This window comes from Ralstonia insidiosa, from assembly GCF_008801405.1.
Lineage (GTDB): Bacteria > Pseudomonadota > Gammaproteobacteria > Burkholderiales > Burkholderiaceae > Ralstonia > Ralstonia insidiosa.
Window position 1 is genome coordinate 2,837,329 of the sequence record NZ_VZPV01000001.1, and the last position, 12,701, is coordinate 2,850,029.

A 12,701-nucleotide genomic window follows, 5' to 3' on the forward strand; every position below is an offset into this window, starting at 1 on the left:
AGGCGGCGCGCATTCATGCGGCGCCACCAGGATCAATGTTGTTGTGCGTTCGTGACCACGCCGGTGGCCGGGTCCAGTACCACTTCAATGCGTGCGGGCCGGCCCGTGCGACCGGGCTTGCGCGTGACCATGGCACCGTTGGCGCTCACGGTCATGAAGCCGCCCGCCCCGTTCATCTCAGCCATCGGGTTGTAGTAGCGATAGAACTGCATCACCGTCTTCACGTAGTTCTGCGTCTCGGCGTAGGGCGGGATGTCGTTGCCGTGCTTCTGCACGGCGCCCTCGCCCGCGTTGTAGGCGGCGAGCACCAGTTCAAGATTGCCGGAGAACATGCGCAGCAGATCGCTCAAATAGCGCACGCCCGTGGTGATGTTGATCTTGGGGTCGGCCAGTTTCTGCGCGGCCGTGCGGCGCGCATCTCCGATCACGCCATAGCGTGCGCCCGTGTCGGGAATCACCTGCATCAGCCCGATCGCCCCCTTGGGTGACACAGCCTGCGGGTTGAAGCCGGACTCGGCAGCAATCACGGCCTTCACGAGTGCCGGGTCGATACCGCGCTTGCCCGCTTCCTGGCGAATCAGCGGCTCGACCGTCGGCACGTTCGGGTGCTGCAGCACCGCGCGCACGAGGCGCTGGCGCATATCACCCGCGTTGTCCAGCGCATCTCGCTTGCTGGCAGCTAGGTAGGCATCGGCGTCCGGCAGCTCGGTGGCCGGCAGGGCGATGGCGTTGTCGCTCTTGTCGCCCGGTCTGCCCGCCACTGCCGCGCCCTTCATGAAGAGCACGTAGCGGTCGTCCAGACGTTCGGAGGCGAAGTGCGCAAGGCCGTTCTCGTCGATGTAGCCGTAGACATCCGCGCGCGCCGGCTGGCTGGCCAACAGGGCCAGCGCCGTGAGCAGCAAAGCGAATCGTCGGAACAACTTCATCGTTCAGTCAGCGATCAAATATCGGCTTCGACTTCGTTGCCGCGCGCTTCCAGCCATGTGCGGCGCGCGCCGGCTTCGCCCTTGCCCATCAGCATGTTCATCACGCCGATGGTCTGCTCTTCGCCCAGTTCGCCTAGTTTCACGGGCAGCAGGCGGCGCGTGTCAGGGTTCATGGTGGTTTCCCAGAGCTGCTCGGCGCTCATTTCGCCCAGGCCCTTGAAGCGGGAGATCTGCCACGCGCCTTCCTTGACGCCGTCCTTGCGCAGCTTGTCTTCAATGGCTTCGAGCTCGCCATCGTCCAGCGCGTAGAGCTTCTGCGCGGGCTTCTTGCCGCGCGCCGGGGCATCGACCCGATACAGCGGCGGGCGGGCCACGCATACGTGCCCGCGGTCGATCAGTTGCGGGAAGTGCTTGAAGAACAACGTGAGCAGCAGCACCTGGATATGGGCGCCGTCCACGTCCGCATCAGACAGGATGCAGATCTTGCCGTAGCGCAGGCCGGAGAGGTCAACCGTGTCGGTCGGGCCATGCGGATCGACGCCGATGGCGACCGCAATGTCGTGCACTTCGTTGTTGGCGAACAGGCGGTCGCGCTCGGTTTCCCACGTGTTCAGCACCTTGCCGCGCAGCGGCAGGATCGCCTGGAATTCCTTGTCACGGCCCATCTTGGCGGAACCGCCGGCGGAATCGCCCTCCACCAGGAAGAGTTCGTTGCGGGTGATGTCGTCGGATTCGCAATCGGTCAGCTTGCCAGGCAGCACGGCCACGCCGGAGCCCTTCTTCTTCTCGACCTTCTGTGCCGCGCGCGTGCGGGCCTGTGCTTGCTTGATGACGAGTTCGGCCAGCTTCTTGCCGTGCTCGACATGCTGGTTCAGCCACAACTCCAACGCGGGGCGGCTGAACGTGGAAACGAGCCGCACCGCATCGCGGCTGTTCAGGCGTTCCTTGATCTGACCTTGGAACTGCGGGTCCAGCACCTTGGCCGACAGCACGAACGAAGCGCGCGCAAACACGTCTTCGGGCATCAGCTTGACGCCCTTGGGCTGCAGCGCGTGCATCTCGACAAAGCTCTTCACGGCCTGGAACAGGCCTTCGCGCAAGCCCGATTCATGCGTGCCGCCAGCAGGCGTCGGAATCAGGTTGACGTACGACTCGCGCACCGGCGAGCCCTCTTCCGTCCACGCCACCACCCACGAGGCGCCTTCGCCCAGGGCAAAGCCTTCTTCGCCGGACTTGTCAGGGTCAGCAAAGTGTTCGCCCTCGAACAGCGGGATGACCGGCTCGGCGCCGCTACCTTGCGCGAGCGATTCGACCAGGTAGCCGCGCAGGCCCTCGGCGTACTGCCACTCGAGCGTCTCGCCAGTTTTCTCCAGCGTGAGCGTGACCTTCACGCCCGGCAGCAGCACAGCCTTGCTACGCAGCAAACGCTGCAGCTCGGCCTGGGGGATGTTCTCGGAATCGAAATACTTGGCGTCCGGCCAGGCGCGTACGCGCGTGCCGCTCTTCTTCTCGCCGCGCTCGGCCTTGCGGGTGGCGAGCGGCTCAATGACGTCGCCGCCGGAGAAGGTAAGCGTGGACACATTGCCATCACGCCAAACCGTCACCTCCAGCCGCGTCGACAGCGCGTTCGTGACCGACACGCCCACGCCGTGCAGGCCGCCGGAGAACGCATACGCGCCGCCACTGCCCTTGTCGAACTTGCCGCCCGCGTGCAGGCGCGTGTAGACGATCTCGACCACCGACACACCCTCTTCCGGGTGGATGCCGACGGGAATGCCGCGCGCCTCGTCTTCCACGCTCACGCTGCCGTCCTTGTGCAGCGTCACGGCAATCAGCTTGCCGAAGCCGCCCAACGCCTCGTCGGCGGCGTTGTCGATCACTTCCTGCACGATATGCAGGGGGTTGTCGGTGCGCGTGTACATGCCCGGCCGTTGCTTGACCGGTTCCAGGCCCTTGAGGACCTTGATCGACGATTCGCTGTATTGGGAGGTTTTGCTCATGGAAGGCGGAAAAACTGGCGGGCTCAGGGTCTGCCCTGAGCACCGGAATGCAGCGCGCATTGTAAAGGAAGCCGCCCTCAACAATGCGGAGGGATCGTCAGCATCAGGATGCGACGCACAGTCGACATCCCGCTGACATATTGACGGACTACGGCAACATCACGCCGTACCGGCGCGCTTGCCTTCGAGGGCTTCCCAGCGCTCAAGTGCCTCCAGCAGTTCCAGCTCGATGGCCTCGTGGCGCTCGGCCAGCTTCTGGGCGCGCTCCGGATCACGTCCGTAGATCGCGCCGTCTTCCAGTTCGGCGTTGACTTGCTTCTGCTCGGTTTCCAGCGCCTCGATGGTGGCGGGCAACGCCTCCAGCTCGCGCTGTTCCTTGTAGCTGAGCTTGACCGTGGCGCGCTCGCGGGGCTTGGCGGCTTCGGGCTTTTTCTCTTCGGCAACCGGCGTGGCAGCTTTGGCCATCTGCGCCGAACGCGCCGATTGCGTCTGCCAATCCGAGAACCCACCCACGTATTCACGCCAGCGGCCCTCGCCTTCGGCGGCGATCACCGAGGTGACGACGTTGTCGACGAACGCGCGATCGTGCGAGACCAGGAACACCGTGCCGCTGTATTCCTGCAGCAGCTCTTCCAGCAGCTCGAGCGTATCGATGTCCAGATCGTTGGTCGGCTCATCCAGCACCAGCACGTTGGCCGGGCGCGCGAAGAGGCGCGCCAGCAGCAGCCGGTTGCGCTCGCCGCCCGACAGCGACGCCACCGGCGAGCGTGCCCGCTCGGGCGGGAAGAGGAAGTCGCCCAGATAGCTCATCACGTGCTTGCGCTGGCCATTGACCTCAATCCAGTCGCTGCCCGGGCTGATGGTGTCGGCCAGCGAGCGGTTCAGGTCCAGTTGCGCGCGCATCTGGTCGAAATACGCCACCTGCAGGTTGGTGCCGTTGCGCACCGTGCCCGAATCGGGTGCCAGTTCGCCGAGGATCAGCTTGAGCAGCGTGGTCTTGCCGACGCCGTTGGCGCCCAGGATGCCCACCTTGTCGCCACGCATGATGGTGGCGGTGAAGTTGTCGACCACGGTCTTGTCACCGTACTGCTTGGTCACATCGGTCAGCTCGGCGACGATCTTGCCGGAGCGGTCGCCCTGTGAGACTTCGAGCTTGACGTTGCCCTGCACTTCACGACGCGCCTGGCGATCCACACGCATCTGTTCCAGCCGTGCGACGCGGCCGACGCTGCGTGTGCGGCGCGCTTCCACGCCCTTGCGGATCCACACTTCTTCCTGCGCGAGCAGCTTGTCGAAGCGGGCATTTTCCAGCGCTTCGGCTTCCAACTGCTGTGCCTTGCGCTCCTGATACGCGGTGAAGTTGCCGGGGTATGAACGCAGCTTGCCGCGGTCCAGTTCGATGATGCGCGTGGCGACACGGTCGAGGAACGCGCGATCGTGTGTGATGAACAGCACGCTGCCGCGGAAAGCGAGCAGCAAGTCTTCCAGCCAGCGGATGGAGTCGTAGTCGAGGTGGTTGGTCGGCTCGTCCAACAACAGAATGTCAGGCGCCCCCACCAGCGCCTGCGCCAGCGCCACGCGCTTGGTCAGGCCGCCGGAGAGCGAACCGATGCGCGCACCCGGCTGCAAACCAAGCTGCGCGATGGTGGTTTCCACACGGGTGTGCAATTGCCAGGCATCAGCGGCGTCGAGCTGGGCTTGCAGGGCATGCAGCTGATGCATCGCCTCGTCATCGTGCGCATCGCCCATGGTGGCGATCAGCGCCTCGTACTCGGCGAGCAGGCCAGCGGCATGCGGCACGCCCATCGCCACGGCTTGGGCCACCGTCTGATCGGGGTCGAATACGGGTTCCTGCGGCACATAAGCCGAGGTGACACCGCTCTGGCGGGCGATCAGGCCGTCGTCGGGGGCCGTCGTGCCGGCCACGATCTTGAGCAGCGACGACTTGCCGGTGCCGTTGCGGCCGATCAGGCCGACGCGCTCGCCAGCTTCCAGCGAGAAATCGGTGTGGTCGAGCAGCGCCACGTGGCCGAACGCCAGTTGCGCATCGGTAATGGAAAACAGGGCCATGCTGGAGTGATAAAGGATGCGGGCCGCGTGGGGCCGGAAGGCGCGTATTGTAGTCGGCCCGCGCGGCAGCCATCCGGCGTCATTGCGCTTGCGCGCGTCGGTGCTATAACGCTTGTGCCGCCGGGCTCGCTTTTCCGGCCGCTTCCATCCACAACGTTAGCGAAGGGGAACACTGATGCGCGGACTGTTCGGCTTGTTGATCGCCCTGATCGTGGTAGGTATCCCGGTGCGGCAGGTCTTGCTGCGAACCGGTTTCTCGCAGTGGTGGACGCTGCTGGTGCTACTACCGCTGGTGAACCTCGTGGCGCTGTGGATCTTCGCGTTCTCGAACTGGCCGCGGCAGTCGTCGCAGCCGGGCAATGTGTTGCCCAATCAAAGCTGAACCGGGCAACGCTGATATCGGGTGCGTCAAAGGTTCGCACCAAAGAAAACGGCCCGCTTTCGGCGGGCCGGAAGAGTCTCTCCTCGATGCCTTGCGAACAAGACATGGCCTGAGCATAGCGCCCCTTGTCCGTCTCGGGCAGTCAGGACAAACCCGGTAGGGAAAAACGCCGAGACGACTCACAAAGCCAAGCCCCGAGCGGATTTGCACCGCAACAACGCATGCCGCGTCAAGCTTGCGCGCGCCCCACGCCACAAGGGTGCGACGCGCCAGCCGCAAGGCTGATGCAGTGCAATCCGCGCACGCTTGATGTGCGTCACGCACCACTGTCAGGCACGCACCCCGTCTCACCTGCAAGCAGATTTCTAGAGCATGGAATCCAGTCTTGCGGCCTGCTTACAACAGAGCAAAAGTGCGGACCTGCAGGCTCGCTCGTCGCGCCGTATCATGCGGCAGGCCCTCCGGCCACAAGCCGGACATAACGATAAGGCGGGCCGCCATTCTTTCCGGGGGATACAACCATGCTGTGCTTCAAGCGCACGCTGCCGATCGCAGCGCTGCTTTCCGCTTTTCTGACCATCTCGCTGTCCGTCTTTGCGCCGGGCACTGCCCTGGCCTCTGCCACACCCGTTCTCGACCGCATTCGTGATACCGGTACCGTCCGCGTTGCGCATCGTGAGAGTTCCGTGCCGTTCTCGTTCTACGACGCCGACAAGAAGCCCATTGGTTATGCGATGGATCTCTGCCTGCGTGTGGTCGACAAGCTGCGTACCGAACTCAAGCGTCCCGACCTGAAGGTGCAGTATGTGATGGTGACGTCGTCTTCGCGTATTCCTACCATCGCCGAAGGCAAGGCTGATGTGGAATGCGGTTCGACCACCAACACGCGCGAGCGCCGCGAGAAAGTGGCCTTCACCATCCCGCACTACATCGCCGGCAGCCGGATGATCGTCAAGACATCGTCGGGCATCCGCAAGTGGGACGACCTGCGCGGCAAGACGGTGGTCTCGACCAAGGGCACCACCAACATCACCGAGTTGCGCAAGGTGAACGACGCGCGCGTGCTGGGCATGAACATCATCGAAGCAAAGGACCACGGCGAGGCCTTCGCCATGGTCGAAGCCGGCAAGGCCGATGCCTTTGCCATGGACGACGTGCTGCTCTACGGTTTTCGTGCCAACGCCAAGAAACCGAGCGACTACGCCGTGGTCGGCGACATGCTGACGATCGAGCCGTACGCGATCATGCTCAGCAAGGACGACGCCGAATTCAAGCGGATGGTCGACCGCGCGATGACCAACATCATCCTCGACTACGAGGCTGAGAAGCTCTACAAGAAGTGGTTCCTGCAGCCGATTCCGCCCAACGGGGCAAAGCTCGATATTCCGATGAGCTTCCTGCTGCGTGATTCGTTCAAGTATCCGAGTGACAAGGTCGCTGACTGAATATCGCAGTTGAACGCTCAACGCCGCCGCTTTGTCCGGCGGCGTTTTTCGTTGCACGACTAGCGCAGCGGTCTGCCGAGCAGGCGCGCGAGCACGGCTTCCGGCGAGTGCGTGTGATCGGCAATCGCAGCGGGGTCTAGGTAGAAGGTCTGCTCCATCATCGCGCAGCCGCGCATGGCGGCATGCAACGCCTGATCGCTGAATACCACCCACGTCGCACCCGGCGCAAACGCGAAGGTCTGCTGCGGAGCACTGCGCTGGTATTGCAGATCGGCTTTCGCCAAATCATGCAGCTGCAGCATGCGATGGTCGTAATCCGAGCGCGGGCGCTTCGTGATGCGCAGCTTGTGCATCAGCCAGGGCTGTCCGGGCAGCATGCCTCGCGTTTTCGGTACGAAGCGCTTGGCGAAATGCGCAAACGGCTCACCGATGCGCCAGATGCGCGCCGCATCCGGATCCACGTTGTGGAACACACGCAGCAAACGCTGGCCGTACAACGGGTTCGACGGAAAGGCGTCGACATGCAGGCGTGTGTCGTCCTTGCGCCAGCTCACCGCGCGCCCGGCGATCTCCGCGGGTCGCAGCGAGGTGCCGGCGCGCTTGAGGTGCGGGCCATAGTCGGGAAACAGCGCAAGCACCAGACGCTCGGCAGCATCGGCGTAGCGGCGGATCAGCGTGGAAAGGTCGCGCAGGTCAACAGGCGCGCCCACTGCGCCGCGCACAGCGGTCTCGTTGGCGCGCAGGTTGATGTTTTTCGTCTTGCCGTCAGACCAACGCGCATCAAGAAAGCGCCGCTCACGCGTATTCAACGGAAAATCCAGGGCAGGGAAATGCAGCACGTTGCCGCGCTCCAGAGCGGCGCGCATGGCAATCGCTTCGGTTGCGGTAACGGTAGGCGCCCATTCGCGCACCGGCCAAGGCACCACCATGTCGACGGTGGGCGGCGCAACGGCGGCCAACTCCCCAGCGCACTCTTCGCGGACCGGCTGCTGAGCCGGCGCAAACCCCTGCATACTTCCCATGAACTTATCAATCGCCTAGGCAAATTTATTCGCGAATGATAGGGCGTTCACGACGCAGCGCATTGCCAGGAAACACAACGCTGCATGTCATACGGCGCGTCACAAATGTGACGCGCCCAGCCGTTGATGAAGGGAAAGTGGGGTTACAGGAAGTGCTTGACGACCTGTTCTTCCAGGCCGATAAAGCGCACGAGCTGGCGCGAGCCGTCCGGAAACTGCTTGATGACGTGACCGTCAGGGGTATCGGTATGACGAAAATAGATCGGGCGATCGATCGTCCCTGGCCGTTGCTTCGGTAGCAGGCTATCCAGCGACGACTCCACCGTCCACGGATCGTCCCGTTCTTCGGATGTCAGCATGTTGGTCGCCAAAAAAGAATTTCCGATGAGAGGGGAAGCATAACTTCCGTGAACAATCATGCAAAGTTCGTAATACTTAAATCAGATTCGGTGACCGATCGTTCGTTCGATTTAGCGTTTGCTACCCCACAATCGCATCCGAATTGTGGGGCGCTTCACACAAAACCCCTACCATCATCAAAGCTTCACGCCGCTCGAATAGTCCCTCTGTGCCGCAGTTTGCGTCGCCCCTGCCTGCCTTTCCATGAGTGATACGCCCTCCCCACCCTCTTCTCCATTGGCCGCGTTGCGCGAGCGCGTTTTGCGTGCCTTGGATCGCAAACTCCGGCAAACCTCGCGCATGTCGCGCAACGGGCTGCGGTTCTCGATTTTCCTGGCCGGCGCGATGGGCGTGGCGGTGTTCTCATTGGTGTTCTCATGGGTGGCGGATACCGCGCTGGCGTGGCAACGCGCCCTGCATACGCACTACACGTGGGCGACACTCGTGCTCCTGCCGCCGGGGTTGGCGGCGTTGCGCTGGCTGACGTTGCGTGTGGCACCGCAGGCGCGCGGCAGCGGCATCCCGCAAGTTATCGCCACGCAGCATCTGCCGCCGTTTGGGGTGGCGCAGACGACGCTGGTGTCCTTTCCGCAAGCGTTGTGGAAGATCGGGCTGACAGCAGTGGCGTTGTTCCTGGGCGCATCCGTCGGGCGCGAGGGGCCATCCGTGCAGGTGGGCGCGGCGGCCATGCTGGCTTGGGGATCTTGGTGGCAGCATCGCGCCGGCGTGCGTGTCGGTTTTCATGCGCAGGCGCTGTTGACTGCCGGCGCGGCTGGTGGCTTGGCGGCGGCGTTTAACACACCGCTGGCTGGGGTGGTCTTCGCCATTGAAGAACTGGGCAAAGGTGCCTCGCTGCGATGGGATCGCCTGGTATTGGCGGGCGTGCTGGCCTCGGGCTTCCTGTCGCTGGCGATCGTCGGCAACAACCCGTATTTCCAGGTGCACGAGCCCATCCTATTTCTGCGCGAAGCGTGGCCGTGGATCGTGCTGGCCGCGCTGGTGTGTGGCGTGTTCGGCGGGTTGTTCGCCAAGCTGTTGCTGGGCGGTGTTACGGGGATTCTGCCCGCAGCCATCGGGCAGCGCGTTCAACAGCATCCGGTGTGGACTGCGTTTGGTTGTGGCGTCGTCCTCGCATGCATCGGCGCCAGCACGCACGGCGATACCTATGGCACCGGCTATGAGCAAGTGGCTGCACTGCTCAACGGCCACCCGATCGAGACACACTGGTTTGGCGTGTCCAAGCTGGCCGCGACTGTGGCGTCCTACTTTGCGGGCATTCCGGGCGGCATCTTCACGCCGTCGTTGGCAATTGGCGCGGGACTGGGCCAGCACTTGTGGCAGCTCACTGCGGGCCTTGCCGACGAGCGCGTATTGGTACTGGTGTCGATGGCCGCGTTTCTGGCAGCGGCCACGCAGGCGCCCATCACCGCCAGCGTGATCGTCATGGAGATGACGCGCAGCCAGAACATGATGTTCCACTTGCTCGCCGCGACCTTGCTGGCTTCATTCGTGGCGCGGCAGTTCTGCCCGCGGCCGTTCTATCACGCAGCCTCGCGCAACTTCCGGCGTGAGGCACTGGCCGTGGAAGCGGCTTCCGAAAAGGCTGCAAAGGCCTAGGCTGTCTGGCCTTGGCGGGGCAAATTGCGTAGAATCGCCGCTCGCTCGGGCGGCCTTTCGCGTCACCCGGGGCAGGTCACTCGCCGTAGCACAATGGATAGTGCACGCGCCTCCTAAGCGTGAGATACAGGTTCGATTCCTGTCGGCGGGACCAACGCATAGACAACAAAAGCCAGGGAACCATCGCCTGGCTTTTTGTTTTTCCGGCCTTCAAATGACGAGGCCCGCCACAATCGGGCGGGCCTATGGTTGCGGATGGCCCCGGGTCATCTAGGTCAACACCGGCAGCGCTTCGAGCACGAGCAGCCCGATCAGCACCCCAATGATCGTCAGCAGCACACGGATCCCTATCCGCGCACCTCGGATCGCCAGTGGTGCAGACACCAGTCCGATCACGCCCGCCACGCAGACGGCGAGCAACAGGTATAGGTTGGAGAAGGCCATCGGGAATTCCATCATCCGCCCCTTGCCGACCGTGAATGGCCGGTGTTTTGAGTATAGGACGCGCTCCCGTTCCGGCAACCTGTTGTAATACAGCCCGCATTTATTTTTTGCGCACTGCAAAAAATCGTGCTATAGTTCGAGGCTTGGCTGCTTACTGCCTCATTGCGGTTGATCGATGTGCCGGTTTCTACGCCGGCGTGCATTGCTCACAGTTCCGCCCCGTAGCATGCGCAGCCGATTGCCATTGTGCTTGGCATCGTCTCCGATCTCCCGCGTGGATTCACATCACGCCGCAGGGACCGCCGCCCCACCTCGCTGATCCATGTGATTCACATTCAGCCTGAGGCCGGCCCACTCCCCCGTCTGTCCGTTCTGCAGCCCGTCTGTCGAACCGGCCTTATCCGATTGGCGCCGACGCCCGTGATTAACCGGTCGCCGTATCCCATTTCCGTCGTCTGCCTCATGTGAGCGGTCGACGCGGCAGCCTTACTACCTATTCGACATGACGCAGCCTCAAGACGGCAGCGGCGCTATTGCGCACGCTGAAACCATCAATACCAATACCGACAACCTCCTCGCCGAAGCCGCAACGCGTGCGAGCGCATTCGCTGAGCTGGGCCTGGACGATCGCATCGTCCGCGCGCTCGGCGAAGTGAACTACACCACGCCGACGCCGGTGCAAGCGCAAGCCATCCCGGCCTGCCTGTCGGGTCGCGACCTGCTGGTCACGAGCCAGACCGGTTCGGGCAAGACCGCGGCCTTCATCCTGCCGGCCATCCAGCGCATCAGCGAGCAGCCCGAGCCGCAGCGTCCGCGCATGGACGGCCCGCCGCAACGCATGAAGGGCCGCCGCCCGCGCCCCAGCCCGGCCAAGCCGTCGCTGCTGGTGCTCACGCCCACGCGTGAACTGGCCCTGCAGGTGACCACCGCCACCGCACAATACGGCCGCCATCTGCGCCGTATCGTCTGCGCAAGCATCCTGGGCGGTATGCCGTACCCGAAGCAGCTCGACATGCTGGCACGCATGCCGGACATCATCATCGCCACGCCGGGCCGCCTGCTCGACCACATCGACTCGGGCCGCATCGACCTGTCGGCGCTCGACATGCTCGTGTTTGACGAAGCTGACCGCATGCTGGACATGGGCTTCTCGGACGACATCGAAGCCATCGTCGGCGCCACGCCGGCTACGCGCCAGATGCTGATGTTCTCGGCCACCATGGACCGCCGCATCGAACAGCTGGCCGAGCGCATGATGCGCGACCCGCAGCGTATTGAAATCGCCGCTGCCAAGGTTGACCAAAGCAACATCGAAGAGCGTCTGCACTTCACCGACGACGTCTCGCACAAGCAGCAACTGCTCGACCACCTGCTGCGCGATTCGTCGCTCAAGCAGGCCATCGTCTTCACGGCCACCAAGCGTGACGCCGACTCGCTGGCCGAACGCCTGACCGAGCATGGTTTCTCCGCTGGCGCCCTGCATGGCGACATGCACCAAGGCGCGCGCAACCGTACGCTGACGGCACTGCGCCGTGGCCAGCTGCGCGTGCTGGTGGCCACCGACGTGGCCGCTCGCGGCATCGACGTGCCGGACATCACGCACGTGGTCAACTTCGACCTGCCCAAGCAAGCCGAAGACTACGTGCACCGTATCGGCCGCACGGGCCGTGCCGGCCGTAGTGGTATCGCCATCAACCTGGTGAACCACAACGATACGTTCCAATGGCGCCGCATCGAGCGCTTCGTGGATCGCCGCATCGACGCATCCGTGATTGAAGGCCTGGAGCCGAAGCGTTCGGCCAAGCCCCGCACCGGTGGCCCGCGTGCCGGCGGTGACCGTGGCGGCTACCGTGGAAACGGTGGTGGCAATGGCGGCGGCTACCGCGGCCAACGCGAAGGCTACGGCGCACGCCAAGGTGGCGCCGGTGGTAATGGCGGCAACAGCGAAGGCCGCTTCCAGCGCAGCTTCGGCGGCGACCGTGACGGCTTCGCCCCGCGTCGTGATGATCGCAACGGCAATGGTGGCGGTGGCTACCAAGGCCAAGGCGGCCAGCGCGAGTGGAACCGTGATGACCGCGCCCCGCGCCAGTCGTACGGCCAAGGCCAGCAAGCCCGTGGCGACTGGCAACAGCGCCCGGCCCGTACGCAAGACGGCAACCGTGGCTTCGGCAATAGCAACAGCAACGGCGGCGGCTACGGCAACCGTGACGGCAACCGCGAAGGCTATGGCGCTCGCGAAGGTGCACCGCGTCGCTTCGGCGACAACAACGGCGGCAGCCGCTTCGGCGATAGCAACGGCACAGGCGCACCGCGTCGCAGCTATGGCGACCGTGACGGCAACCGCAGCAGCTACGGCAGCAAGGGCCGCTCGCGCGATTTCGATCGTTGATCAGCTA

At 64.0% G+C, this 12,701-nt stretch carries 10 protein-coding genes and 1 tRNA gene; 5 read left to right on the forward strand and 6 right to left on the reverse strand.

Translation table 11 applies throughout. The annotated features are described in order from the left end of the window. Positions 1-32: 32 nt before the first annotated feature. The 3 genes from F7R11_RS13455 to abc-f all read right to left on the reverse strand — a co-directional run bounded on the left by F7R11_RS13455 (position 33) and on the right by abc-f (position 4,996). A complete protein-coding gene (locus F7R11_RS13455; RefSeq protein ID WP_064804162.1) occupies positions 33-926 on the reverse strand; it encodes a lytic transglycosylase domain-containing protein in 894 nt (297 codons plus the stop codon). A 14-nt stretch (positions 927-940) separates the two neighbouring features. After that, the gene (locus tag F7R11_RS13460) at positions 941-2,926 is read right to left on the reverse strand and encodes a DNA topoisomerase IV subunit B (protein ID WP_064804164.1); all 1,986 of its coding nucleotides are present in this window, start codon (positions 2,924-2,926) and stop codon (positions 941-943) included. Positions 2,927-3,085: 159 nt separating this feature from the next. After that, positions 3,086-4,996, reverse strand: a complete 1,911-nt coding sequence (abc-f, locus tag F7R11_RS13465) for a ribosomal protection-like ABC-F family protein (RefSeq protein ID WP_064804166.1) — start codon at positions 4,994-4,996, stop codon at positions 3,086-3,088. Between the two features lie 175 nt (positions 4,997-5,171). Between abc-f and F7R11_RS13470 the strand changes: the two genes are divergently transcribed. Next, positions 5,172-5,378 (forward strand): hypothetical protein, encoded by a 207-nt coding sequence (locus tag F7R11_RS13470; protein WP_064804168.1) that lies wholly within the window; start codon positions 5,172-5,174, stop codon positions 5,376-5,378. A gap of 521 nt (positions 5,379-5,899) precedes the next feature. Next, positions 5,900-6,823: an amino acid ABC transporter substrate-binding protein gene (locus tag F7R11_RS13475; protein WP_021195464.1), complete on the forward strand. Its 924-nt coding sequence runs from the start codon at positions 5,900-5,902 to the stop codon at positions 6,821-6,823. A gap of 59 nt (positions 6,824-6,882) precedes the next feature. Here the strand turns inward: F7R11_RS13475 and kdoO are convergent, their stop codons facing one another. Both kdoO and F7R11_RS13485 read right to left on the reverse strand, forming a co-directional pair. Then, positions 6,883-7,845: a Kdo hydroxylase KdoO gene (kdoO, locus tag F7R11_RS13480; RefSeq protein ID WP_064804170.1), complete on the reverse strand. Its 963-nt coding sequence runs from the start codon at positions 7,843-7,845 to the stop codon at positions 6,883-6,885. A 143-nt stretch (positions 7,846-7,988) separates the two neighbouring features. After that, the gene (locus F7R11_RS13485) at positions 7,989-8,216 is read right to left on the reverse strand and encodes a hypothetical protein (RefSeq protein WP_169340107.1); all 228 of its coding nucleotides are present in this window, start codon (positions 8,214-8,216) and stop codon (positions 7,989-7,991) included. A 328-nt stretch (positions 8,217-8,544) separates the two neighbouring features. Here F7R11_RS13485 and F7R11_RS13490 point away from each other — a divergent pair, with 328 nt between their 5' ends. Both F7R11_RS13490 and F7R11_RS13495 read left to right on the forward strand, forming a co-directional pair. After that, positions 8,545-9,861 (forward strand): chloride channel protein, encoded by a 1,317-nt coding sequence (locus F7R11_RS13490; RefSeq protein WP_390624423.1) that lies wholly within the window; start codon positions 8,545-8,547, stop codon positions 9,859-9,861. Between the two features lie 79 nt (positions 9,862-9,940). Beyond that, positions 9,941-10,015 (forward strand) — tRNA-Arg (locus F7R11_RS13495). A gap of 116 nt (positions 10,016-10,131) precedes the next feature. Here F7R11_RS13495 and F7R11_RS13500 read toward each other — a convergent pair. Further along, a complete protein-coding gene (locus F7R11_RS13500) occupies positions 10,132-10,320 on the reverse strand; it encodes a hypothetical protein (protein ID WP_021195468.1) in 189 nt (62 codons plus the stop codon). Positions 10,321-10,807: 487 nt separating this feature from the next. Between F7R11_RS13500 and F7R11_RS13505 the strand changes: the two genes are divergently transcribed. After that, positions 10,808-12,694: a DEAD/DEAH box helicase gene (locus F7R11_RS13505; RefSeq protein ID WP_064804355.1), complete on the forward strand. Its 1,887-nt coding sequence runs from the start codon at positions 10,808-10,810 to the stop codon at positions 12,692-12,694. Positions 12,695-12,701 lie beyond the last annotated feature (7 nt).

What these genes read in the sequence shown, in the direction of transcription:
- F7R11_RS13455 (WP_064804162.1), bottom strand. Translation starts at nt 926, where the DNA reads ATGAAGTTGTTCCGACGATTCGCTTTGCTGCTCACGGCGCTGGCCCTG.
- F7R11_RS13460 (WP_064804164.1), bottom strand. Translation starts at nt 2,926, where the DNA reads ATGAGCAAAACCTCCCAATACAGCGAATCGTCGATCAAGGTCCTCAAG.
- abc-f (WP_064804166.1), bottom strand. Translation starts at nt 4,996, where the DNA reads ATGGCCCTGTTTTCCATTACCGATGCGCAACTGGCGTTCGGCCACGTG.
- F7R11_RS13470 (WP_064804168.1), top strand. Translation starts at nt 5,172, where the DNA reads ATGCGCGGACTGTTCGGCTTGTTGATCGCCCTGATCGTGGTAGGTATC.
- F7R11_RS13475 (WP_021195464.1), top strand. Translation starts at nt 5,900, where the DNA reads ATGCTGTGCTTCAAGCGCACGCTGCCGATCGCAGCGCTGCTTTCCGCT.
- kdoO (WP_064804170.1), bottom strand. Translation starts at nt 7,845, where the DNA reads ATGGGAAGTATGCAGGGGTTTGCGCCGGCTCAGCAGCCGGTCCGCGAA.
- F7R11_RS13490 (WP_390624423.1), top strand. Translation starts at nt 8,545, where the DNA reads ATGTCGCGCAACGGGCTGCGGTTCTCGATTTTCCTGGCCGGCGCGATG.
- F7R11_RS13500 (WP_021195468.1), bottom strand. Translation starts at nt 10,320, where the DNA reads ATGATGGAATTCCCGATGGCCTTCTCCAACCTATACCTGTTGCTCGCC.
- F7R11_RS13505 (WP_064804355.1), top strand. Translation starts at nt 10,808, where the DNA reads ATGACGCAGCCTCAAGACGGCAGCGGCGCTATTGCGCACGCTGAAACC.